Source organism: Paenibacillus sp. 23TSA30-6 (assembly GCF_014858585.1).
Classification (GTDB): domain Bacteria; phylum Bacillota; class Bacilli; order Paenibacillales; family Paenibacillaceae; genus Paenibacillus.
On sequence record NZ_SLTL01000013.1, the window covers coordinates 126467 to 149281 of the forward strand.

A 22815-nucleotide genomic window follows, 5' to 3' on the forward strand; every position below is an offset into this window, starting at 1 on the left:
CTTTCCGATCGGTATCTAAAATCTTCCCGATTTAAAAATAGAATATAGCAAAAAGGCAACCATTAAGAGAGCGACGACAAAGCCAATCTCAATCGCAGGCACATTCCACAGCATGGTCGCCTGATGATTCAGCGATGAGCCGATAATCAGGCCGACCATAATAATGCTGAACGCCAGCAGTACAATGCTGAATGACAGGCGATTGCTGATTTGATCCAGCCTGCGCAGGAGCACTTCCAGCTCGGGCACGGTGACCTCCAGCTTGAGCTTGCCTTTGCTGATAATCGAAGCCAGATGCCTTGCCTGTCCTGGCAGCTCCATCAGCGTCTCCACTAGCTCGGTCGCACCACCCAGCAGCTTGCCCCGGATACGGCGACTGCTAAAGCGCTCCTTTAACAGCTTGTTGCCAAAAGGCTCCGCCAGAGCAAGAATGCTAAGATCAGGGTCGAGATGCTCAACGACCCCTTCCAGCGTCAGCAGCGACTTGCCGAGCAGCAAGACGTCTGAAGGCAGGCCGATCCGGTGCCGCTGTGCTGCGCCGAACAGGTCGTTCAGGGCATTCCCGATGCTGACCTGCGAGAACGGAACGTCCGAGTAATCTTCGCGCATCTTATCCAGATCGGCACGCAGCGCGTTCATATCCGTATCTGGCTCAACCAGCCCCAGCCGTTCGATAGCCCGAACCATGGCATCGGTATTTTTGCGCATCAGCGCGATAATAAGCGAGGCCAGATGATTCTTCATCTCTTCACTCAGCCGCCCGGTCATGCCGAAGTCCAAATATGCGAGACTGCCATTTTTCAGGACAAGCAAATTCCCCGGATGAGGATCGGCGTGAAAAAAACCTTCAATAAATATTTGATGCAGCATACTGTTTACCAGCCGCTGCGCCAGGTCTTTCAAATCATATCCACGACGTAATAGTTCTTCGCGATTGCCCAGATGAGTACCATCCAAAAACTCCATGGTTAATACACGTGAGGAGGTATGGTCCCAATATATTTTCGGAATATGAATATGCGGGTCCTGCTCGAACTGGAGCGAGATTTTCTCCGTATTGCGGGCTTCATGGTTGTAATCCAGTTCCTGAATGAGCGATCTGCCCAGCTCCTCCACCATCTGGCTAAGTTGATAGCGTTCCACCCATTCCCAGCGTTTGACCGCCATTGCAGTCAGTTCCCTCAAAATATCCAGATCCCGCCGAATGATGCGGTTAACGCCGGGGCGCTGGATTTTAATGGCGACCATTTCTCCACTGTGCAGCTTCCCCAGATGCACCTGACCAATGGAAGCGGCAGCCAGCGGAACATCATCAAAACGGGCCATGATATCCTCCAATGACGTGTCCAGCTCCTGTTCCAAAATGCCACGTGCGGTTTCAGAGGAAAAAGGCGGCACCTGATCCTGAAGCTTGACCAGCTCACGGATAATCGGCTCCGGCAACAGGTCTGCGCGCGTGCTTGCCAACTGCCCAAGCTTAATAAACGCAGGCCCCAGATCCTCCAGTACCAGCCGAATCCGTTCGCCCAGCGTTTTGGACTCTGGCGTTTCTCTCATCAGCCACTTGCGAGGCAGCGATAATAGCTGGAACAGGCCCATTTCCTCCACCATATAGCCAAAGCCATGACGCGCCAGCGCCATGGCAATTTCCCGGTAACGACCGGCGTGCTTTATACGAACCGCCATTTTAATCCGGTCGATTCCCTTCCTCAGCATCGCTCGAACCCGTAAGCGCCGCCTTTTCTTTTTCCATCTCCGCTACCTGTTTTTCCAGGGATGCCACACGTTGCTCCAAACTTGCGACATCATTTTCGGTAGGTATATCCAGCTCCTGCAAAATGCGGCTAACCTGCTCGCGGATCACCGTTTTGAACTGTCCCTGTTCCTCTGCGCCCCGTTCGATCAGACGATCAACCAGCGCTTTGGATTCCGAGGGTGCAAGTTCTCCCCGGTTCACAAGATCCTCGACGGCTTTTTCCACCTTTTCTTTGCTGACAATGGTGAGGCCCCATCCCAATGAGATGGCTTTTTTGAACAAATCGCTCATGATATATCCTCCCCTACCTGTATTTCCTATAGTATAACCCGAAAAGGGGAACCGCATAAAGTCCGCAGCTCCCCTTCCCTAGTTTTGACGACATCAGCTATGTTAGCCCGGCAAGCGTCCAGCCCACTTGGCAGCCTGAAGAATCAGCTTACGATATCCTTCATGCTGGAAGCTTGGCTGATTGTGTCCAGGCATCAAGTAGACGACCCGACCCAAGCCATAGGACAACGACCAAGCTGCTGGCCACCATTGGCCCTCGTGTTCGTATTCCATCAGCAGTGTTTTTTCAGTAAACGGGTCAAAATCAAACCGATACGGCTCCTCCTCGATCTCAAACGGTTCAATCCCTTCCATAATCGGATGGTCCGGCTCCGTCACCTTGAAGGACAACTGACCCGCAGCAGGATGCCGCAAAAAACGCGCCCCAATGAGCTGTGCAATTTCATACCGACCTTGCAACGTAATTCCGTTATGCAGTACGAGCAGTCCACCTCCGCCACTGACGTAGGATAGCAGCCCTGCTGTTTGCTGGGGAGACAAAACCTCCTTGCGGCTGTCGCAGTACGAGATGCACAAATCAAATGAGGCTAGGTTTTCCTTGAGCAGCATTTTACGATTTTCGCTGCATTGTACCGTCATCCAATCCTGTAAAATATGGCTAATCTCTCCGTCCACCCCTTGTAGCGGGTGGAACTCCGGATACGTATAATCTCCTAACAACAATGCTTTTCTTCTTTCCATGATGAATCCTCCTTGCCTAATCTGTATATAAGGATTTTAAAGGCGATGCCCCGTGTCATTTGTTCTTATTGGTGGATCGGGCGCTCCAAAATTTCAATTAACCCTCACCTGTTGCGCATAACAACGCCATCATCGTCCGGGCTACGGCATATATAAATAATTCTACAGGCGGGCTATGAAATCCTTTAGCAGAAGATTATAGCATATATATTTGATCGGAATAAACATACTCAAAAATTTATATGCGTGAACGCTGGCGAATTAATCGGTTTATGGTATACTCGTAAGAAAAAAAGCGTGTATATGCGTTTTCTAAAAGGCTGGATCGCTTTTTAGTGAAGTTTATGCTTGCGGTTGTAGAATTGTTAAGCTTTGCTTAAAACTTATACATTCTATGAATCTTAAAAAACCGGGGAGGTTGCATGAATGAAGAGGACTGGAATGACCCGGCCTTTGGACAGCTTGGGACGAATTGTGCTTCCTAAAGAGTTGCGCATGACGATGGAGATTGACATCGGCGATCCATTAGAGTTTTTTATTGAAGACCAGACACTCATGCTCCGTAAGTACAAATCAACCAATTGCATATTTTGCGGTGCGGTTGATACAAACACCTATTTTAAGGACCAGTTTATTTGTGACGAATGTGCAGCCGCAATGAAAACGGAAGATTTGCTTCCAGTCACTTCGGCAGAAACCAATTCGGCTCCAATCAAGCAAAATATGCATATGAAAAAGATTTATCAGCGTACAGATGTTATTCTGGAAAAAATGAGAGAGCTTATGGAAGAGCACCCGGCATCCTCACAAAAACAACTCGCTTCTATGCTAGGCGTGAGTCAGGGAAGGATTTCCCAGTTGAAGAAGCTCATGTGAGCGAATCACCAAAAAAGTAATGAATACGCTTCCATGTAATGTAAGATTGAATCTTGCCTAAGTTTAGAAAAGCCGGACCCTTGTGATAAAGGGAACCGGCCTTTTTGCGTACATATCAAGTTCTTCATTTATCCTGTTAGGAACTACAGTTGCGATGGGCGCTATATAGCGGATTACTGACCGAATGCCCTGCACTTTTCTACCCAGCGTGCTGCTGCTTTGGGAAAAGAGGCAAGGTGAATATGCGTGTAGGCTGCCAACAGGTTACCCTTTGCATAGCCTTCGCTCTGGAGCCCCCGCATCCCCTTGGTTTGATAGGCATAAGGGTACGGGGAGGCTGATTCATCATAGACCATCACGGAATAATGAAACTCATGTCCCCGAATTGTCTCTCCAGCCTCCAGCAACAGACAATCCTGTAATGCAGTTGCTTCCCGGTATCCGAGCGCGGCCCGCTTGTCCTGCATTCGCACATCGGACGGGATGACCCCCGCCATGCTATGCACAGCACCGGAACGATCTGTAAGCGTACGTGCCAGTACCATGTAACCACCGCATTCGGCGAATAGAGGCATATCCCGGTTTACCGCGTTGCGGATATCTTCCAGAAAGCCTGTATTCGCAGCGATATCTGAGGCGAACTCCTCGGGGAAACCGCCGCCCAGGTATAGGCCGCTTGCATGCTCAGGTACGCGTTCTCCAGCCAGCGGACTGAAAAAGGAAAGTTCAGCTCCCGACTGACGCAGCAATTCCAAATTTTCCGGGTAGTAAAAATTGAACGCCGCATCTCTGGCTACGGCAATGACCGGATATTCCCCGGCGTCGGCTTGCTTCTCCGACGAAAGCCGATCCGGGGCAAATAACGGCTGCGCTGGCAAAGACAGCGGCGGAGCCGAGTCCGCCAGTGCCCGCAGCGCGTCCAAATCCGTGCCTGCGCGGATCAGCTCTGCCGCCCGTTGGAAGAGCGGTTCCAGCTCGCCGCGCTCGACAGCCGGGACCAAGCCCAGATGACGCTCGGGAATATCCAGCCCGTCGTCGCGTTGGAGCCAACCGAGCACGGGGATGCCGCACTCCTGCTCGATTGCCTTTTGGACGATGCTATAATGTCCTTGGCTTCCGCAGCGGTTCACGATCACACCCGCAATACGCAGCTTCGGCTCCAAACGCTGGAAGCCGAGTACAATAGCGGCAGCGCTTCGTGCCATACTACGCACATCAACGACCAGCAGCACAGGGCTATCCGTCAGCAAGGCGATTTCGGCGGTCGACCCGGTATTGCTGAGCGGGTCCTTGCCGTCATACAGCCCCATGACGCCTTCGATTACAGAAATATCCGCACCCTCGGAGGCGCGGATAAAGGTTTCACGCACCGTGTCCGGCGAGGTCATCCATGAGTCGAGATTACGCGAAGGCGTTCCGGTCGCGGCGGTATGATAGGTCGGATCAATATAATCCGGTCCACACTTAAAGCCCTGCACCCGCAGGCCGCTATCGGCAAAAGCTTTCATCAGCCCAAGGGTAACGGTCGTCTTGCCCGCGCCGCTGCCCGTTCCAGCCACGACGATACGGCTTCTGGGTGCACCAGCGGCCTGATCCGTCCGCACATCCTGCTTATTGCGGTCAGTCATAAGAAACCCGTGCTACGGAAATGGTCATGTTGCCGCTTTTTTTCTTCTCCAGCAGCCAATGGTCTGCACCGGAGGACAGCAAGGCCGAAGGCTCGCTGACACCGTACGCTCCTGTGTACTTGAAGACCGTTTCCGATGGATTGAGAAGCTGTACGGTGTTTAGCTCTGAAGGCGTATACGTCACCAGCTCCCAGCCATATTTGGCGCAAAGGGCAAGCAGGCCCTCTTCATCCTTTTTCAGATCAATGGTCGCAATATTGCGCACGCTTTTCACAGACAAACGAAGCTCATTCAAGGTGTCCAGCACGCCAGCCTCCAGCTCCTCCACAGCAGTACCCCGATTACAGCCGATGCCGAGCACCAGACTTTTCGGACGATACAGCACGCCATTCGTTAAGAACTGTTCCTCTTCCTCCGGCTCCAGCAGGCGGTCGCTAACGACCAAGGCCGCATTAAACGGCTCTTGTGACGCTTCTGCCATCGAACCATATACCTTGATATGGGCAGGCACAGGCTTGTCATAACGCCACCAGTTCCGTTCGCCTGTCTCTTGAACAAGCGCCACAGGCTCCTCATTCACAACAGCCGCGCTCACCGGAGTTGCCTTGTCGAAGCTGTCGACCACCCAACCCAATTCCCGACCGAACATGTCCACCGGAATCGTGCCCTGTACATCCGATGCAGTCGTAATTACCGGGCGTGCGCCGAGTACGGAAGCCACATGACGGGTCAGTTCATTAGCACCGCCCAAATGCCCGGACAGTACGCTAATGACATGCTCCCCGCGATCATCAATGACGACCACCGCCGGGTCTACCTTTTTATCCACTAAAATCGGCGTAATCATACGGACGACCGCACCGAGGGAAATAAATAAAATAATACCGCTATATTGCTTAAATAAATCCGGCAAAATCAGCTTAACCGAGCCTTCGAACAATTGAATGCCGCGCTCCTGCTCGTCTCCCCGCTCAAACTTGGACATGTAATACACATCCGTTCCCGGAAAGTTGGCTCCTAAATGACGAACCATCTCCACTCCGTGCTTCGTGATCGCCACAGCGGCAAATGGATTACTCACCAGGCTTCACTCCCTTCCGGTAGCCGTGGGTGAACGACTTATCATACAGCTTGGAACGATGCGCGTCCTTGTCTACCAGACCAGGGTCCAGCGCCCAACCTGCCAAAATCATCGCATGCATCGTAATTCCCGCTGCGCGCAGATCGGCAGGCAATTGAGCGAGCGTCGTGCGCACGATCTTTTGGTCTGGCCAGGTTGCACGTTGTACAACCGCTACAGGTGTGTCCTCGCTCCAACCAGCCGCCAGAAACTCGACAACGACCTTCTTCGCCAACGTTGCACTAAGGAACAACGCCACTGTACAGTGATGGGATGCCAAGTCGCGCAGCTTTTCCCGATCCGGTACAGGTGTGCGGCCTTCCGCGCGCGTCAGGATGACGGTCTGCGTCAGGTCAGGCACAGTCAGCTCTGCGCCAAGCACGGCAGCAGAAGCGAAGACTGAGCTAACACCCGGCACGATTTCGTAAGCAACTCCGCGCTGCTTCAGCAATACCATTTGCTCCAAAATTGCGCCGTACACTGCCGGGTCCCCCGTATGTACACGAGCTACACTGCGCCCAGCCTGTACAGCCTCGCTCATAATTTCGACCTGCCGCTCCAGATCCATGCCTGAGCTTTGCAGCACCTGCGCCTCTGGCTTGGCCGTGGCAATCAGCTCGTCGTTCACAAGTGAATCCGTATACAACACAACATCGGCTGTACGTAAAATCCGGGAGCCCTTGACGGTAATCAGTTCCGGGTCGCCGGGACCCGCTCCTACGATATATACTTTCGGCTCCAAACTCATTTGCTCACCACCATCAGACTCAGATATTCAAGCTCCTGTCCGCGCAGCTCGCGCGCGTTACGCCATACCATTTCATAAGGAGAAGTGACCTTGGTAATAACAGACGCCCGATCCCCCAAATTCAATTCATCCAGCACATCCAAAATCAAATCCAATACCTTGGCAACCTTGATAAACACGACCGTATCGTGATTCTCAATCGCCCGCTTCATCGCTTCCCGATCATCCGTAGCCGGAATAATACCGACCTGCTGATCTCCGTCTGCCAAAGGCACTTCCAGCGCCGCCGCCGCTCCCAACACAGACGAAATTCCAGGAATAGATACAATCGGCACCTCGGGATGGAGATCCTTCATGAGCCGTGCCAAGTGAATAAAGGTACTGTACAGATTAGGGTCCCCTTCGGTGACAAAGGCTACATCCTTGCCTTGACTCAGAGCCTCCCAGCAGGCAACCACCGTTTTGTTCCACTCCCGTTCCAGTACAACCGGGTCCTTGGTCATCGGGAAAATGAGCCCCAGCATCTCTTTTTCCTCCGGGTTTACGTACAGCTCCACGATTTCATGAGCATACGATTTGCCTCCACGACGTTTTTTCGGATAAGCCACAACTGCGCATTCCCGAATCATGCGGTACGCCTTGACCGTAATCAGCTCGGGATCACCCGGCCCCACGCCTACGCCGTAAAGTGTTCCTGTTGCCGCCGTATTCATGCTGTCTCTCCCCCTCTTGATCTACCAAATTACTCCCCTGCTACCTCGTCAGCCGCTTCCACCGACGGCCGCCCTGTAATGACATATATCGGATTCAGTCCGTCAAAACGCGTCATATTCAAAATCGGCTTGCTACGCGCTGTTTGCAGTAACGTCACCGAGGTTTCCAGCCCCGCTTCTTGCATCGCCTTCATGCCGTCATGCAGCGTTTCAATCGTTGCGGCATTCACTACGATTCGTCCATCCGCACGCAGACGAGAAGTACACAGACGGATCAGCTCCGCCAGCTCTCCCCCGCTTCCGCCGATAAACACCGCATCCGGGTCTGGCAGCTCGTCCAGTCCGGCAGGCGCTTTGGCGTGAATGACCGGAAAATCGGTGCGGAATTTGATCTTGTTCGCTTCCACATTGGCGAGATCGCCTTCATTCTTCTCAATGGCAAACACTTGCCCGTACTTCGCCAGCCGCGCACACTCCACAGCTACAGAGCCGGACCCTGCGCCAATGTCCCATACAATGCTTCGCTCCGTCAGACGCAGCTCGGACAAACTGAACACGCGCACTTCACGCTTCGTAATTAGCCCTTTTTCCGGCTTGCGCTGGTGAAATTCCGCATCCTCAAAACCAAATCCCCGACGAATCGCAGGCACGTCCGCACCCTTACGGCGGCGCAAAATAACCACATTCAATGGTTGGAACGTTCCCTGCGCCATCTCTTCCAGCGTATAATGCCGATACGTCTCACCCGGTCCGCCCAAATGCTCGCCGACAAAGGCATCGTATTCCGTCATGCCATAATGCAGCAGATAGGCAGCGACTGCGGCGGGATGATTCCGGTCGTCCGTCAGCAGCGCGACCTTGTGCTGTCCGTCGATCCGCTGAACCAGTCCGGTCATCGGACGGCCATGTACGCTTTCCAGCACCGCATCCTGCCAGCTCTCTCCCAGACGTGCAAATGCCAACTGAACCGAGCTGAGATGCGGCAAAATATCCAGATGCTCAGCCCCCAGCTTGGCGGACAAATACCCTGCAATTCCAAAAAAAAGCGGATCGCCTGACGCAAGCACGACAATATCCTTGTCCTCACGCAAACGTCCCAATTCTTCCACCACGGCGGAGAAGCCGCTCTTTAATGTTCGTTTTTCGCCTGCGAATGCCTTGAAAAAGGCTAGCTGGCGCTCTCCGCCAACCAGCACGTCCGCACGCTCGATTCGCTCCAGCGTCTCCTGCGACAGACCTGCCGCTCCATTTTCGCCGATACCAATGACACGGATCACTCTACTCACCGACTCTCGCCCTCCCCAGCACATTCCCTTTCATCGTTACCAGTACCATTTCTACAACGATTTCGCCACCTGCATGCTCCAGACAATGCTGACAGCCATAGGTGCACAGCTTTTCAAAAAAGCTCAGCGCATTCGCCTCGGTCATCATATCCGCCACCTGTGTAGCTGTATTCGCCTCAGCCACCGCCGCTGCAAGCGACTCGTCCACACCCGCTTCACGCGCGACCTCGGCCAAAAAGCCAAAATCCACCGGGGCGCTCTTGGAATGAACCATCATGACACCTTGAGCGACCTTCGACAGCTTGCCGGGCATGCCGACGAGAATGATTTTCTTCATGCCTAACCGTTTTCCATGCTTGATCGCAAAGCCGACAAAATCGCCCATCTGAATAAAAGCTTCTTCCGTGAGCTGATCGTACATTTGCATTGCATATTTTTCACTGCTACCGCCTGTGGTCAGGACAATTTCCTTGCAATCCATGGCTTGCGCAACCGATATGGCCTGCACGACACTGGCTTTATAAGCCGACGTGGAAAATGGAACCACCACACCTCGCGTACCCAGTATGGAAATACCGCCAAGAATACCAAGTCGCCCATTCAGCGTCTTCTTGGCGATTTCTTCGCCGTCCGGTACGCTGATGACGACACGGACACCTTTGGCCGATCCATGCTCTTCAAGCACGCCTGTGACGGCCTCCGTAATCATCCGGCGTGGCACAGGATTAATCGCTGCTTCCCCAACAGGTACAGGCAGGCCGGGCTTCGTCACCCGCCCCACGCCGATGCCGCCGTCGAGCTCAATGCCCGGTTCCTCCCGCCAGCTAACGGACGCGATAATTCTCGCCTGATGCGTCGCATCCGGGTCATCGCCGCCGTCCTTGATCGTCGTGCAGGAAGCCTCGTCCGCGTTCAGCACAGGCTCGATCAGCTCAAACGCATGATCGAATCCCGCTGGCAGCGATATCACCGCTTCCTTCGGCGGAATGCCCGTGATGAGCAGTTGCACCGCTCCCTTGGCAACCGCAGCCGCACAGGCTCCGGTTGTAAAGCCTGACCGCATCGGCTTGTCCGGCGCGGGGGCTTCACCACTTTTCATCCGTTTGGGTCTGTCGGCGGACGCCGCTTCCTTTTCCATGCCCATTCCTCCTTAACCTCTCATGCTGATCATGCTCCAATTCATTTCATGATACAGCAAACAGACAACCGCATCTAGCGGACAGCCATTAAGGAGATCGCATTCAATGCCGCCACGACGATGGTACTGCCACCCTTGCGCCCAATATTCGTAATGAACGGAATATCCAGCTTGCGCAGCTCGTCCTTCGATTCTGCCGCCGATACGAAGCCGACAGGCATTCCGATAATCAGGCCGGGCTTGGCCGCTCCTTCTTTCACCAGACGAATCAGCTCCAGCAGCGCTGTCGGCGCATTACCAATCGCATAGATACCGCCTTCGCCTGCCTGAATCGCTTTACGCATCGAAATAATGGCGCGTGTCGTATTCAGTCTTTTTGCTTCCTCCATCACGTCCGGGTCCGAAATGTACACATGCACATCTCCGCCAAACTGACGGATACGATCCTTGCTGAGTCCCGCCTGAATCATTTGCACGTCAGCAACGACCTGCTGCCCTGCGCGAATGGCTGCAACCCCGGCTTCAATCGCTTTCGGATGAAACACCATGCTGCGGCCCAGCTCAAAATCAGCAGACGCGTGAATCACACGTTGTACGACTGGATATTGCGCTTCTGTAAAAGGATGCTCTCCCAGTTCTTCCGTGATCATCTCGAAGCTTTTGCCCTCAATCTCCTGCGGCTGCACCGTTAACGGTTTGAAATCTGTTTTAAAATCCATCGTTTCGACTACTCCTTTATGGAAAATTAGTTTATATACGTATTTTAAGATGACTATATTTTAAATACACGTCAGAAAAAGTTCTGGATTTATCGGATTGACTGGGTTGTTAATTACCCGGATCGATCAGATTCACAGGGTCATAGTTCAGATCGAAGGGTCCACTTTGGTTGTGCGCAGTGCGTCGATCACTCCGTCAAAATGATCAAATACGGTGCCAAATTCCACTTCCGGTCTGGATATCAAAATGACATGAATCCCCAGCTCCAGGGCAGATTGAACCTTCTCATCTACCGCTCCCGTTCGTCCGCTTTCCTTGGTGACCATCACCGTCGTGCCGAAATGCTTGTACAATGCTTCGTTCATCTCGCGGGAAAAAGGTCCCTGCATGGCGATAATATTTTTTTGCTCCATGCCCAGCTCGCCGCATTTCTCCATATTGTCCAGACGCGGGAGCATGCGGGCAACCAAACGAATATCCGGGTCTCCCAGCAAATGCTTGGTGAACGTGCCGAGCGTCTTGCCGCCTGTTGTAAGCATTACAGAGCCTTTGAGCTGCTTCGCTTCCAATGCGGCTTCCTCATAGGAAGGTACGATGTGAAGTAACAAATGATTGTCATACACCAGCCCTGCCCGCTCATAGCGAACATAAGGAACCCCGGACTCGCGGGCGGCTGTCATGGCATTCGCATGTGCTTCTTCTGCAAAAGGATGACTGGCATCAACGATAGCCTGTACTCCCTGTTCCCGAACCACTGCTGCCATTTCATCGGCTGTCATTCGACCTGTACGTACGTCCAGCCCCACTTCGGACAGACTCGCTGTCGCACTTTCTGTTACGACGGAGGCCAATACTTTGAAGCCGTTGTCACGGATTTGCAGCGCCAGTTCCCGAGCATCGCTCGTTCCGCATAGCATGAATATCATGAGCCCTTCACCTGCCCGCTGCCAGAAATGCCGCTCCCGTTCACCACAGACGGCGTATGTGAATGATCGTGGTGGTGTTCATGATCATGGCCATCATGGCTGTGCGCATGTACATGCTCATGCTCGTGATCATGTGAGTGTTCCTCATGATGATGATCGTGTCCATGTGCATGGTGGTCATGGTCGTGATGATCATGATGGTGATCGTGATGATCGTGGTCATGTCCGTGATCGTGGTCATGTCCGTGATCGTGATCATGGTCGTGGTGATGATGGTGGTGCTCCTGCGCCTCCAGACGGAACTGGCAGTTATCGCAATTGGCCACCACCTTGCCAACCAAGCCTTCGTTGGCACGCTCCAGCACCAGCTCGACCAATTGTGGATGGAACCCAAAATATCCGCCCATTTCCACGTGTAATTCAGGATGAGACTCCGCAAATTCCTCTGTCATTTCTCCGATACGCTTAATCAGCACACCCGTGAATAGAAAGTATGGAAGCACGATGATTTTTTTGGCACCTAGACGTAGACAACGCTCCAAGCCATCTGGAAATGAGGGTTGTGTCACACCGATAAAGCTGCTCTCCACCCACGTATACGGGAGTTTTTCCCACAGCATACGGGTAATTTTGAAAAAGTCGCTGTTCGCATCCGGATCGCTGCTTCCGCGTCCCAGCACCAGCACAGCCGTTTCTTCATCCGTCACCTCAGCAGAAGCCTCCACAGCGCTATCCATACCGGCTGGAACCGCAACCGGACGGGCCTCTTTCAAGCGGCTTTGCAGAATGCTGACGATTTTTTCGTGAACGCCAATCGGACGTCCGTATACAAATTCCACCTGCGGATATTTCGCCTTTGCCCGGTCAATAGCCATCGGAATATCAATTTTGGCATGTACCGCTGCGAACAAAATAATCGGAATAAGAACGACACGCGTCGCCCCTTTTTCCACACATGTCTGCACTCCTTCGGCAATGCCGGGACGTGCCAACTCCAGGAAACAGGTTTCCACGCACATATCCGGTACCCGACCTGCCACCGCCTGTGCAAATTCCATCAGCTCCTGATTCCCCTCCGGGTCCCGACTTCCATGTCCAACCAACAATATTGCATTCACTGCTGTATTTTCCTCCTCATCAAAATAGGGATGACCTGCAAGACGCCCTATTTTATCTATATGCTTACATCCATAAAAACAGGCTTTCTAGCCCATTAATCGCCACAGACGGCATTCACTTCCACTATTGCAGGCGCATCTTCATGCCGAAAACCCGCTACCACGCCCACACGCTTGAAAAATTTATGAAAACGCTCGTTCGGATGCCCTTTTTCCTTATATTCAGCGATGACGTTCTCAACGATATCCGTAATCTGATCCCCCGGAATGCCCTCTGCCACAGGTTGAGCGGCATGAGCGTTGCGTCCGAATTTTTTGCCGCCGAGGAACAGATCATATCCTCCCTTGCGGTACACAATCCCGATATCCTCCAGCACCGCTCCATAGCAGGCCATACCGCAGCCGTTCAAAGCAATGCTCGTTTCCTTGGGTGCCTGCAATCCGCCCAGTACAACCTGTAGATGCTCCGCCACAGGCACAGCGTCATCCTTCTCCATATTGCAGAAGTCGCACGCCTTCACCTTAAACACATCGCCAATCGGCATCACGATGAATCGTTCATCCCGTAGCCGCCCTACCAGCTCCTCCGGGTCCGCGCACGGCACGCGCAGCACGATCTGGTGATCCGGCGTGTACTCCAGCTCGCCTTCATCACCCGCTACCTCGGCGAGCAGCGCCATCTGGCGAGCGGTGAACTTCTTGTTTCCCACGCCGGGGGAAACGCCCACCTCAAACAGCGCAGGCTTGCCAAAGCTGCCTGTCGCTGTCCCGGCCGTAGCCGCCGCTCCGGCCACGGCTGCCGTTCCGGCGACGCTCACGGCGGGCGCTTGCCCGTTCCAGCGCGCACTCGCTTCGCCCGGCAGCTTGCCGCCCGCAGCGAGGCGGCTCAGCGCCTCCGCTGCCAGCGATGCCGGGGCCGCCCCGGCTTGCACGGCAGCCACCGCTTGCGGGCGTGCCTGCGTGGCAACCGCAGCAGCACCGCTCGCGGAAGGCGCGGGCGCGGTCCCGCCAGCACCCGCAGGGGCTGGCACTGCGGGTGCTGCGCCTGTCTGCGACGCATTCAGCGCGCGATCCTCTTCCGCACCCAGCGACCACGGCTCCGCTTCCGTGCGGAGCCGCTGATGCGGCTTGAGCGCCTGCTCGGTCGCACCCAACGTATACTTGCGCTGATACCCGCGCGGCGTCACGATCAGACCGTCATACACCATCGTCGAAGAATTGCCGATGATGACGGTCGTCAGCATACCGATATCATGGTTGAGCATGTCCTCCAGCGTCGTCACAATTACTTGCTGACGGTCGCGATAAGCACTCTTCACCAGCCCGACGGGAGTCTGCGGATCACGGTAACGCAGCAAAATGGACTGCGTCTCAACAATCTGGCGTGTACGCCGACCACTGCGCGGATTGTACAGTGCAATGACAAAATCCGCCGAAGCTGCCGCTTCTACACGTTTCACAATCGTCTCCCACGGGGTCAAATGGTCACTCAGACTGATCGTGCATGCATCATGCATGACGGGCGCACCCAACAGCGAAGCACAGGACTGAATCGCCGATATTCCCGGCACGACTTCTACCTCAACCCCGTCCTCACGGCGCCAGCCCTTTTGCATCAGCACTTCGTACACTAGCCCGGCCATGCCATATACGCCTGCGTCTCCACTGGAAATGACGGCTACCTTCTTGCCCATCTCCGCCTGTCGAACCGCCTCCTGCGCACGGCTCACTTCCTCTGTCATGCCTGTGCGCACAATCTCCTGTCCGTTCAACAACGGGCGGATCAGATCTACATAGGTGTTGTAACCGATAATGACCTCACTCTCGGCCAGCGCGTCCAGCGCCCGTTTGGTGATATGTTCCATATCCCCCGGTCCGAATCCAATCACGAGCAATTTCCCTAATGGGCTCATCGTTATCCTCCTTCTTAAATCTAGGCTATGTTTTCCACACTTCTATCTATTTCACTTATATATGGACATCCTGTAACTCAAAAAAACCCATCCTGCCCGGATGGGTTTCCTATGTACGCATCGTATCATCAGACGGACACAGCATAAGAAGACACTTCTTGTCTTCCGCCATCGTGCCGTTGCTTTCCATCTGCCTGTTCACGCTTGAAATGCTTCTGCATGTTCAGCTCCACGCAAACCTGCAACCAACATGGAAAAAGCAGCGTGCGCCTGATTTCCTGATTTCGTACACCCATCCTCTCCGCGAAGGTTAACGGTGCATACAGATCAAGGTAGGTCTCCTGGCTCGGCATCAACAGATTTTTTCGTCTTCCCCGTTTTCTCACGAGTGACGTCTGAAAAAATCCTCTTCCTTACAGTGGCGGGACCGCTCGGGACTTGCACCCGATTCCCTGTTACCCTTCGCTATCACAAAGGCACCTTGTCTGTCCGCTATTTGATTATGGGTCTTATCATAACCTTGGCTCAATCAGTTGTGCAAGCATGAAAAACGCTTTATTTCAAGTTCTCTGCCTTATTTTTTAACATATGCAACAATTCGTCCGGGTCCGCAGAGATACTCAGCAGCGTTGGATGGTCAACTCCGGTAAATCCCTCGCGCACACTATGACGCACCATTTCCGCCAACGGGTCAAAATATCCGTTCACATTCAGCAGCCCGATGGGCTTGCGATGAATGCCGATTTGCGCCCAGCACAGCACCTCGAACAGCTCTTCAAATGTTCCCAATCCCCCCGGAAGGGCAATAAAGGCATCCGCCATTTCGCTCATGACCGCTTTGCGTTCATGCATGCTTGCCACCTCAATAAATTCGGTGACTCCCCGGTGAATAATCTCTGCATCGAATAACAGGGTCGGCATAATCCCGGTGACCTGACCGCCCCCGGCCAGCATCGCATCTGCGACCTCACCCATCAGCCCCTTGCTGGAGCCTCCATAGATCAGACGAACATGATGTCGGGCCATAGCCTCTCCAAGCTTGCCTGCCTCCTGAAGATATACCGATGAATGTCCGGGTCTGGACCCGGCAAATACACAAATGGAATTCATAATGTCTCAGCTCCTGTTCTGGTATCCCGCATCGAGGCTTTTTCATTATATTAAATAAATATTTTCGTTATAACAAAAACTTCTGTCGATGCATTTCCAACAAAAAAAGATAAAGACCCTGTAGGCCCTTATCTTTATTTTACCCTTTATCGCAAGGATATAGGTTAGTTTTCAGTTCACAACTTCAAGACCGTAGCCGTGCACCGAGGCGCTATGCTCAAAATATCTTCCCAGCTCCACCATCATCGCGCCCATTCGTTCCTCCACTGGAAACACGATCCGTTCAATACCTTCCTCCAAAATGGACTGCGCCGTCACCTTGCCTACCGACACAGCGATCACATCATGGCGAAAAGCTTCCAACACGTCTTCCATCTGCTTCTGTTCCCTCGCATATTGGCACAAAAAGCGGATTTGCGGACCACTGGTGAACGTAACTGCATCAACATTACGACTTACAATATCCGCTAGCAGTGCTTGCAAATTCGCTTCCTCGGGTGGAATATGCTTATAAGGGAGTACCTGCCGGGTAACTGCCCCCTGCTCGTCCAGCCATTTCACCAGCCGTGGGGTCGGATCACCATGCAACTGCAACAGCACTTCCTTCCCCTTCAGATCATACGGCGCAAAAGCACGCGTCAACCCGTCCAAACTTCCATCCTCGTCCCGTACATCTGGTATGAAGCCACGCTTTTTGAGTCCATTGACCGTCTTGTAGCCGCGCGCCGCAATGTTCGAGGATTGCAGCAGCTCCATAATCTGCTCCGCCACGCCCATATCCTCCGCCATATCGAACAGCGCGTCCAGCCCCATACCTGTCGTAAAAATGTTCCAGTCCGGCGGCTGCTTCACCCACGATACAACCGCATTGCGCAGCTCAATATCATCCAGAAAAACCGTACCCTGGGCCGGACGCTGCACTGGCTCGCCTCCCATTTTTGCAACCAGCAATGCCATTTCGTCTGCTTTACGGGGACCGGCAAGGGCAACTCTCTTGCCTGCCATGCGTTGTGCCATCCTGTTCCCTCCCTTGTAGAAATCGAAGTCATAATCCTTTCTACCAAGTATACAATTAGAGGGCTGAAAGACAAATAAGAATTCTTTTTCCAATGAATATAGTAAACTTATAAGTTAGCTTGTCCTGTTCTGCCTGCCTGTTGGCTTTCTTGCTGGCTCGTGCTATCCTGCTGACTCACACTATCCTGCTTCTCTCCAGATGGCTTAGGATATTTGCTATCTTCTTTAGGCTTGGATCGGAGCAGCAGCCATAGCACAAAAGGCATGAAAACAAAGAAAATAACCATTACCATCGTCCATTCCCGGCTGAAATCATAAATTTGGACGATATTAGAGAACAGCATAAAGGAACAGACATAACCCAACAAGCCTACGGGCCAAACCATCAGACTCCCCCGTGTGTGGGCAAACATGCGCTTTACCGCCAAACTGGTTACATACAGATCAACACCAATCTTTGTAAGCAGGGTTGGTACAGTCAGTGCAGCCACAAACAAGTCGAACCGATCCAGAAAGTCGGTTAACTGCAATTGACGCGCCAGTTCATACGATGGATAAAACAGCCGCGACAAGATAGGAACTCCAATAACCAGCTCCTCCAGCAGAACCATGATGATCAGAAAAGCGGTTCCGGTCAAATGTCCTAGCCACGCGCTCCGGGGACCATAGCTTTTTCCCGAAATCACAAAAGGCAGCAGCATAATATCTGCCATATATCCGAGCATACGCCAGCTACCTTTGATAACTCCATTTACATCCGGGTGCAAAATCGGTCTCAGTGCCGAAAAATCCATATTACGCCCGAAAACAAGCGGCATCGTCAGTATCGTCAGAACCGACAACGGTACAAAAATCTCCGCCATATTCACAATCGTGCTTATACCGCCCTTGGCCATGAACGTTAAGGTCAGCAGCATAATAAGGGATATGACAACAATCGGAGTCAGCGGCAAAAGTACAATTCCCACCAGATCGGTAATAATTCTCATATCTCGTGCAAAAATGATCAGAAATAAAACAATATAAACCACAAGTAGCATACGCCCTAGCACGGGGTGAGAACTGACTATGGCCTGTAGCAGATCCTGATCCGGAAAACGCCGCTTAAGCTTCAACATCGCCCAGATCGGCAAGCATATTACGATGGCAGCAATCGCACAGGTCCAATAGGCATGCTGATGCGCGTAATCTGCTGCCTGCGTCGGAGCATGCACAATGGTAATACTGACCTCCATCAACATACCAAGCAGCACGATTTGTCTGGTTGTAAACTGTTTCATACAGGAGACCTCCTTTTTCCCACAGGCATCTTGCGCTCGTTACAACGCAGGAGGGAGCCACATATCAATAAAACGGCTTAGCCATGTGGCCACATAAACGGAACTCTTTGTCGAGGTTCCGTAGATCCAGATACCCATGCTAATGACATACAATACGCGTGAGACCCAGCGATTGACGGCAGGTGCAGCTTTCAGACTTTGGCGTTCAATCAGATACATGAGCAGCATAACCAGCACCAAGGGTAACAAAAATACTTTATTCATTCTGGATTTGCTCCTTTTTGATCCCGAATGGTTTGGTGATCGCACCGATATTCTCAATATGCACAATCGGGTTTATGGTGACCTCCACCTTGGGATACAATTGCTCCCATCGAGGTTTAATCCGTTTCCATTCATCTGGACGACTCATAATGATAGCCCGGCCAAAGCCAAGTATGTCTGAATGATATTTTTGCTGAATAACCCGGACAGCCTCACCCAGCTCTTTCTTGATCTCTTCGGCAACCTGCTGCTCCAGCCACTTCAAATTTCCCTCATTGGATATATCGAATGTTGTCTCATCCTCCCTTACATTCCCATTGCAGTTCAGACGAATGGTCATTCGTATATCATCCCCCTGAATATGAGGCTTGATATGGACGCTATTTTCGATGAGATGAACGGATATATAACCAGCACCTTTAGGAGGAGGAATGAATATCTCCGTATCCTTGGCCTGCTCCATCCCCAATAGTAGAAACCGACTTAGATGGTTATCGATAATCCCTGTTACCCTGTCTTTGCGAAATACAGCCAGCCCATCCACCTGAATATTCGTCTTCTTGTCCTTTATGTTGGCGGGACCATTTTTCACGAGAGACATCACCGGCACAACCGGATCAATACCATCCAGCAGGATTGAATTCATCAACAACTTAATGGAGCGGGGTTCCTTCATATATGCAATGTTGAGCTCACGCACCATCTCTGCTGGATATTGCTCAATCGGGGCATCCGCCTGAAGCACTTCCAGCGCCGAGCCCTTCGTGATGACTATCAGCGAAGACAGACGGTTCTGCGGAATACGCGCCAATACATCCATAAATTTGCTGATCCCCTCACGTGCCAGTGCCTCGCCGAATAATAGTACCCGTCGATGGGAGAAATTCAGCGTTCGTGAAACTCCCCGCTGTTCCTCGGTGCTTGCTCCCCGGAAGCTTGGACCTATCTTGGACTCCAGATAATAGGATTTCGTTCCCCTTGTGCCTCCCCCACCTCCTGTGCTTCCCGAAGAACCGAGCTGTCCGGGGAGAGCAATTTGCATCGTTACACGGTATTGATCCCCTTCCTTATCCAAACCGGTACCCATTACAAAGGCTACATCGTTCACTTCACGACGATCCCAGCATCCCCCCAAAAGAACAGAACAAAGCAACAAACAACTGAGCACAGCCGCTTTACGCACTTTTCCTGCATTACATCCTTCGGGCTTCTTCATCACCATCCCTCCTCGGTTGTAGGCGATCCATTCATCTTTTCCTTCGCTCGTTTGTTGTTGCCTTTTCCAATCCAGGAAGGTCGTTTGGTCAATTTCCACCATGGCGCACGAACGACGATATCCTTTTGGTCCATGTGATTATACGGGCTATACCCGCTCATGTAAGGCACACCAAACGACGTTAGCTGGGTTAAATGTGTAGCGAGCAGTGTGGTTGCGATAATGATTCCAAACAATCCGAATACCCCCGCCATCAGCATGATCGGAAACCGCAGCAAACGAACGGTGATAGCAAAGTTAAAACGCGGAATAGTAAACGACGCAATACCTGTGAGTGACACGATAATAACTACCGGTGCCGACACAATTCCCGCCTGTACAGAGGCTTGACCGATAACGAGCGCGCCGAGGATACTGACAGCCTGGCCGACCGTTTTGGGGAGACGAATCCCCGCTTCCCGTAACGCCTCAAAGGAAATCTCCATAATCAATGCTTCCACCAGGGCGGGGAAAGGGATAGATTCACGCGCCGCCGCAATACTCAAAATGAGCGTCGTCGGCAGCATATCCTGATGATAAGTTGTGACCGCTACATATAATGCAGGCAAAAAGAGGGCTAATATGAGAAAAAGAAACCGAATCCAGCGCACCATATTACTGATGAAAAAGCGTTCGTAATAGTCTTCGCTCGCTTGCATCATCTGCCACATCGTGACTGGCCCAATCAGGGCAAAGGGCGTTCCGTCCACAAAAATGGCAAAATGTCCTTCCAGCAATTGCGCGGTGACCGTATCCGGACGTTCCGTATATTCCATTTGCGGGAACGGTGAAAACGGGTGATCCTCAATCAGTTCCTCTATATATCCCGTCTCCAGCACACCATCAATTTGGATATCGCTGAGTCTTTTTTTTACATCCTCTACCAGCTTCGGATCTATGATCCCCTCGATATAGGTCAGTACGACGCTCGTTTGGGTTTCTTTCCCGATGGTCATGCTGTGCATCTTGAGCTTGGAGGTCTTTAGCTTGAATCGCAGCAAGGCCGTATTCACGCGAAGGGTCTCGGTAAATCCTTCACGCGGCCCGCGAATAACCGCTTCAGTCTGCGGTTCCTCCACGCCACGGCGGACGCCTCCCTTAGCACTGAAAATATACGCACGAGGCGAACCATCTACGAACAAAGCGGCATTGGCATCCAGTATCGCCGCCGAGACCATTTTCCATTGATCCATCGTTTTGGTCTGGGACATGGAAATCCGAGTTTCATCCAGCGGATCTAATGTTCCGTTTACCTCGGGGTCCTTAAGCATCATGCCCAAAATGAAAGGCCGCAGGATATGATCCTGCAAATCCTCCGATTTCACCGTGCCTTCAATATAAGCCAACATCCCTTTGCGTTCAGGGGAAATCATCAGCTCTCGATAGACGAAATCAGAGCAATCCTTGAAAATATCACGCAAAGCAGTCAAATTGTCTTCCAGACTGCTCCTCAACGGCTGTTCCAACCATGATGGTTCAGGCAGTCCTTTAAGAGCATCGTAATTTCGTGTCTTGCGATCTGCAGCCGGAATCGTGCGCCGGCTCCACGGTAATCTCGGCAGCTTGGGAAAGTGTACTTTCTTCATCGTTATCCCCCTCTACGAATGGCCGATCAGGAATATGACATGTAGGATGTACCAGCCTGCAAAGGATTATGTATCCAATAAGCACAAAAAGAAGACTCCAGTTCCACTTTAAGGTGGTTTTGGAGTCTTCTTTTAATCTGATCTTAAAAGTTACCTATTACGCCACTGCGCAGTCGGATGGTGCTTCCCATCGCCACCGCCCTGCTCTGCCGACCAATTTAGGTTAGCAGAGCTTTTTTTATTTCTCTCGTTTTGACAATGTAAAATTGATTATCTCTCCAGTTACAGTTCCAGTCAAAATAATATAAAACATCATAGCATTCAGCTTATATCCCAGTGCATAAAAAATTCCTATGCCTATTGCATAGCCTAGCAAAATACCCGCATAACGTTTTAAAAATTTGTTCATGGAGTACACCCGATAGGGACAACAGGAATTATTCGATGGGCGTCGTCTTTAAAGTTTGTTGTTATAGTTGCTTCTCCACGGTCGGTCTGAATAACTTCGGTTTGGATCTGATTTTCCTCTGACTCAGTCAATTGCTCCGCACTACCTACTGAAGGTAAAATAGTTGCGCAGAGTAATACCGATGCCAAAGTGGGTACGAACACTTTATTGAAAATTCCCATAAATAAATCTCCATCTTACCTGGCTTAATGCAGCTGCAAATAGTTCTATATCCGATTTTAACACTTTATATGTATGGTATATGCTGATCACCTCGATAATCATTCGATGAACGATGTGGTAATTCCTTCAACAAAACAATCCCCGCCGACCAGTTAAGGACAGCAGGGATTTTTAAGGTGTTTTTTGAGTTGTTACTTACGATTATCTTTTTTTGTGGTTTTCATGGTCGCGACGTCTTAAACCTGCCAATCCAATTAATCCTAACAGACCAAGCCATCCCCAATTATCATTATCGTCATCGTTATTATTAGTAGTCAGCATTTGTGTTCTACCATTGTCGTTTGTGCCCCTATTGGTTTCACTGTTTTCAGCAAATGCTACCACCGCTCCAAAACTTGAAATCATTAATGCAACAACAACCATTATCTTCATTTTTTTCAACATGCCTAAACCACTCCTTTAAATTTGTGTTTCCAATCAATTCTTTAATGTATTTAGCATGCCCAGTAGAACTTATTTCGTATACATTATTTGTAATGACAGCATTACTCTTACCTTCACATTAAATCTTCACTACTGGGAATCATAAATTTGTACAACATTAAAATAAACAAGGAGTGGTTTTTATAATGGGTATCCTAAGCGGGAATCCAAAAGACGAGCCCATGCATTACGGAGAAATTTATAGTGTGTGGCAG

General features: G+C 51.6%; 23 protein-coding genes, 1 pseudogene and 1 riboswitch. Of the genes and pseudogenes, 2 read left to right on the plus strand and 22 right to left on the minus strand.

Annotated elements, in window-relative coordinates:
• Positions 1-15 precede the first annotated feature (15 nt).
• The 3 genes from E0698_RS14200 to E0698_RS14210 form a co-directional block, all read right to left on the minus strand.
• Positions 16-1686, minus strand: coding sequence for an ABC1 kinase family protein (locus E0698_RS14200; protein ID WP_192511984.1), 1671 nt, complete (start codon positions 1684-1686; stop codon positions 16-18).
• Between the two features lies 1 nt (position 1687).
• Positions 1688-2047 (minus strand): phasin family protein, encoded by a 360-nt coding sequence (locus E0698_RS14205; RefSeq protein WP_192511969.1) that lies wholly within the window; start codon positions 2045-2047, stop codon positions 1688-1690.
• Between the two features lie 102 nt (positions 2048-2149).
• Entirely contained in the window at positions 2150-2788 is a 639-nt protein-coding gene (locus E0698_RS14210; protein WP_134912104.1) for a ThuA domain-containing protein, read from the minus strand.
• 426 nt (positions 2789-3214) lie between these two features.
• Between E0698_RS14210 and E0698_RS14215 the strand changes: the two genes are divergently transcribed.
• Positions 3215-3664, plus strand: a complete 450-nt coding sequence (locus E0698_RS14215; protein ID WP_134912103.1) for an AbrB/MazE/SpoVT family DNA-binding domain-containing protein — start codon at positions 3215-3217, stop codon at positions 3662-3664.
• A 173-nt stretch (positions 3665-3837) separates the two neighbouring features.
• Here the strand turns inward: E0698_RS14215 and E0698_RS14220 are convergent, their stop codons facing one another.
• The 19 genes from E0698_RS14220 to E0698_RS27485 form a co-directional block, all read right to left on the minus strand.
• Positions 3838-5292 carry a cobyrinate a,c-diamide synthase gene (locus E0698_RS14220; protein WP_192511970.1) on the minus strand — a complete coding sequence of 485 codons (1455 nt, stop codon included), beginning with the start codon at positions 5290-5292 and terminating at the stop codon, positions 3838-3840.
• Positions 5285-6373 (minus strand): cobalamin biosynthesis protein, encoded by a 1089-nt coding sequence (locus E0698_RS14225; RefSeq protein WP_192511971.1) that lies wholly within the window; start codon positions 6371-6373, stop codon positions 5285-5287. Before E0698_RS14225 ends, E0698_RS14220 begins: the two co-directional genes overlap by 8 nt.
• On the minus strand, positions 6366-7160 hold the full coding sequence (cobM, locus tag E0698_RS14230) for a precorrin-4 C(11)-methyltransferase (RefSeq protein ID WP_134912100.1): 795 nt from the start codon (positions 7158-7160) through the stop codon (positions 6366-6368). Before cobM ends, E0698_RS14225 begins: the two co-directional genes overlap by 8 nt.
• Positions 7157-7873 (minus strand): precorrin-2 C(20)-methyltransferase, encoded by a 717-nt coding sequence (cobI, locus tag E0698_RS14235; protein WP_134912099.1) that lies wholly within the window; start codon positions 7871-7873, stop codon positions 7157-7159. The genes cobM and cobI overlap by 4 nt, the downstream gene beginning before the upstream one ends.
• Before the next feature lie 29 nt (positions 7874-7902).
• Positions 7903-9159: a precorrin-6y C5,15-methyltransferase (decarboxylating) subunit CbiE gene (gene cbiE, locus E0698_RS14240; protein ID WP_192511972.1), complete on the minus strand. Its 1257-nt coding sequence runs from the start codon at positions 9157-9159 to the stop codon at positions 7903-7905.
• Positions 9152-10297 (minus strand): cobalt-precorrin-5B (C(1))-methyltransferase, encoded by a 1146-nt coding sequence (locus tag E0698_RS14245; protein ID WP_192511973.1) that lies wholly within the window; start codon positions 10295-10297, stop codon positions 9152-9154. The genes cbiE and E0698_RS14245 overlap by 8 nt, the downstream gene beginning before the upstream one ends.
• A gap of 74 nt (positions 10298-10371) precedes the next feature.
• Positions 10372-11016 (minus strand): precorrin-8X methylmutase, encoded by a 645-nt coding sequence (locus tag E0698_RS14250; protein WP_014278561.1) that lies wholly within the window; start codon positions 11014-11016, stop codon positions 10372-10374.
• A gap of 147 nt (positions 11017-11163) precedes the next feature.
• The gene (cobK, locus tag E0698_RS14255) at positions 11164-11943 is read right to left on the minus strand and encodes a precorrin-6A reductase (protein WP_192511974.1); all 780 of its coding nucleotides are present in this window, start codon (positions 11941-11943) and stop codon (positions 11164-11166) included.
• Positions 11940-13061, minus strand: a complete 1122-nt coding sequence (locus E0698_RS14260; RefSeq protein ID WP_192511975.1) for a sirohydrochlorin chelatase — start codon at positions 13059-13061, stop codon at positions 11940-11942. Before E0698_RS14260 ends, cobK begins: the two co-directional genes overlap by 4 nt.
• Positions 13062-13156: 95 nt before the next feature.
• Entirely contained in the window at positions 13157-14974 is a 1818-nt protein-coding gene (cobJ, locus tag E0698_RS14265) for a precorrin-3B C(17)-methyltransferase (protein ID WP_192511976.1), read from the minus strand.
• A 128-nt stretch (positions 14975-15102) separates the two neighbouring features.
• A complete protein-coding gene (locus tag E0698_RS14270; RefSeq protein ID WP_148639809.1) occupies positions 15103-15327 on the minus strand; it encodes a hypothetical protein in 225 nt (74 codons plus the stop codon).
• Positions 15289-15472: riboswitch (cobalamin riboswitch) on the minus strand. (Overlaps the previous gene by 39 nt.)
• 57 nt (positions 15473-15529) lie before the next feature.
• A complete protein-coding gene (locus tag E0698_RS14275; protein WP_134912094.1) occupies positions 15530-16084 on the minus strand; it encodes a TIGR00730 family Rossman fold protein in 555 nt (184 codons plus the stop codon).
• Between the two features lie 171 nt (positions 16085-16255).
• Positions 16256-17101: a uroporphyrinogen-III synthase gene (locus E0698_RS14280; protein WP_192511977.1), complete on the minus strand. Its 846-nt coding sequence runs from the start codon at positions 17099-17101 to the stop codon at positions 16256-16258.
• Between the two features lie 107 nt (positions 17102-17208).
• Positions 17209-18381 carry a GerAB/ArcD/ProY family transporter gene (locus E0698_RS14285; RefSeq protein WP_192511978.1) on the minus strand — a complete coding sequence of 391 codons (1173 nt, stop codon included), beginning with the start codon at positions 18379-18381 and terminating at the stop codon, positions 17209-17211.
• A gap of 39 nt (positions 18382-18420) precedes the next feature.
• Positions 18421-18645: a hypothetical protein gene (locus E0698_RS14290; RefSeq protein WP_192511979.1), complete on the minus strand. Its 225-nt coding sequence runs from the start codon at positions 18643-18645 to the stop codon at positions 18421-18423.
• Positions 18638-19861, minus strand: coding sequence for a Ger(x)C family spore germination protein (locus tag E0698_RS14295; protein WP_192511980.1), 1224 nt, complete (start codon positions 19859-19861; stop codon positions 18638-18640). Before E0698_RS14295 ends, E0698_RS14290 begins: the two co-directional genes overlap by 8 nt.
• Positions 19861-21486 (minus strand): spore germination protein, encoded by a 1626-nt coding sequence (locus E0698_RS14300; RefSeq protein ID WP_192511981.1) that lies wholly within the window; start codon positions 21484-21486, stop codon positions 19861-19863. Before E0698_RS14300 ends, E0698_RS14295 begins: the two co-directional genes overlap by 1 nt.
• Positions 21487-21724: 238 nt before the next feature.
• Positions 21725-21895: a hypothetical protein gene (locus tag E0698_RS14305; RefSeq protein WP_189338161.1), complete on the minus strand. Its 171-nt coding sequence runs from the start codon at positions 21893-21895 to the stop codon at positions 21725-21727.
• 423 nt (positions 21896-22318) lie between these two features.
• A complete protein-coding gene (locus E0698_RS27485; protein ID WP_149094200.1) occupies positions 22319-22561 on the minus strand; it encodes a WGxxGxxG family protein in 243 nt (80 codons plus the stop codon).
• Positions 22562-22746: 185 nt separating this feature from the next.
• Between E0698_RS27485 and E0698_RS27685 the strand changes: the two are divergent.
• A pseudogene (locus tag E0698_RS27685) lies at positions 22747-22815 on the plus strand (DUF3231 family protein); the annotation flags it as partial.

What these genes read in the sequence shown, in the direction of transcription:
- E0698_RS14200 (WP_192511984.1), bottom strand. Translation starts at nt 1,686, where the DNA reads ATGGCGGTTCGTATAAAGCACGCCGGTCGTTACCGGGAAATTGCCATG.
- E0698_RS14205 (WP_192511969.1), bottom strand. Translation starts at nt 2,047, where the DNA reads ATGAGCGATTTGTTCAAAAAAGCCATCTCATTGGGATGGGGCCTCACC.
- E0698_RS14210 (WP_134912104.1), bottom strand. Translation starts at nt 2,788, where the DNA reads ATGGAAAGAAGAAAAGCATTGTTGTTAGGAGATTATACGTATCCGGAG.
- E0698_RS14215 (WP_134912103.1), top strand. Translation starts at nt 3,215, where the DNA reads ATGAAGAGGACTGGAATGACCCGGCCTTTGGACAGCTTGGGACGAATT.
- E0698_RS14220 (WP_192511970.1), bottom strand. Translation starts at nt 5,292, where the DNA reads ATGACTGACCGCAATAAGCAGGATGTGCGGACGGATCAGGCCGCTGGT.
- cobM (WP_134912100.1), bottom strand. Translation starts at nt 7,160, where the DNA reads ATGAGTTTGGAGCCGAAAGTATATATCGTAGGAGCGGGTCCCGGCGAC.
- cobI (WP_134912099.1), bottom strand. Translation starts at nt 7,873, where the DNA reads ATGAATACGGCGGCAACAGGAACACTTTACGGCGTAGGCGTGGGGCCG.
- E0698_RS14245 (WP_192511973.1), bottom strand. Translation starts at nt 10,297, where the DNA reads ATGGAAAAGGAAGCGGCGTCCGCCGACAGACCCAAACGGATGAAAAGT.
- E0698_RS14250 (WP_014278561.1), bottom strand. Translation starts at nt 11,016, where the DNA reads ATGGATTTTAAAACAGATTTCAAACCGTTAACGGTGCAGCCGCAGGAG.
- cobK (WP_192511974.1), bottom strand. Translation starts at nt 11,943, where the DNA reads ATGATATTCATGCTATGCGGAACGAGCGATGCTCGGGAACTGGCGCTG.
- cobJ (WP_192511976.1), bottom strand. Translation starts at nt 14,974, where the DNA reads ATGAGCCCATTAGGGAAATTGCTCGTGATTGGATTCGGACCGGGGGAT.
- E0698_RS14270 (WP_148639809.1), bottom strand. Translation starts at nt 15,327, where the DNA reads ATGCCGAGCCAGGAGACCTACCTTGATCTGTATGCACCGTTAACCTTC.
- E0698_RS14275 (WP_134912094.1), bottom strand. Translation starts at nt 16,084, where the DNA reads ATGAATTCCATTTGTGTATTTGCCGGGTCCAGACCCGGACATTCATCG.
- E0698_RS14280 (WP_192511977.1), bottom strand. Translation starts at nt 17,101, where the DNA reads ATGGCACAACGCATGGCAGGCAAGAGAGTTGCCCTTGCCGGTCCCCGT.
- E0698_RS14285 (WP_192511978.1), bottom strand. Translation starts at nt 18,381, where the DNA reads ATGAAACAGTTTACAACCAGACAAATCGTGCTGCTTGGTATGTTGATG.
- E0698_RS14290 (WP_192511979.1), bottom strand. Translation starts at nt 18,645, where the DNA reads ATGAATAAAGTATTTTTGTTACCCTTGGTGCTGGTTATGCTGCTCATG.
- E0698_RS14295 (WP_192511980.1), bottom strand. Translation starts at nt 19,861, where the DNA reads ATGAAGAAGCCCGAAGGATGTAATGCAGGAAAAGTGCGTAAAGCGGCT.
- E0698_RS14300 (WP_192511981.1), bottom strand. Translation starts at nt 21,486, where the DNA reads ATGAAGAAAGTACACTTTCCCAAGCTGCCGAGATTACCGTGGAGCCGG.
- E0698_RS14305 (WP_189338161.1), bottom strand. Translation starts at nt 21,895, where the DNA reads ATGAACAAATTTTTAAAACGTTATGCGGGTATTTTGCTAGGCTATGCA.
- E0698_RS27485 (WP_149094200.1), bottom strand. Translation starts at nt 22,561, where the DNA reads ATGTTGAAAAAAATGAAGATAATGGTTGTTGTTGCATTAATGATTTCA.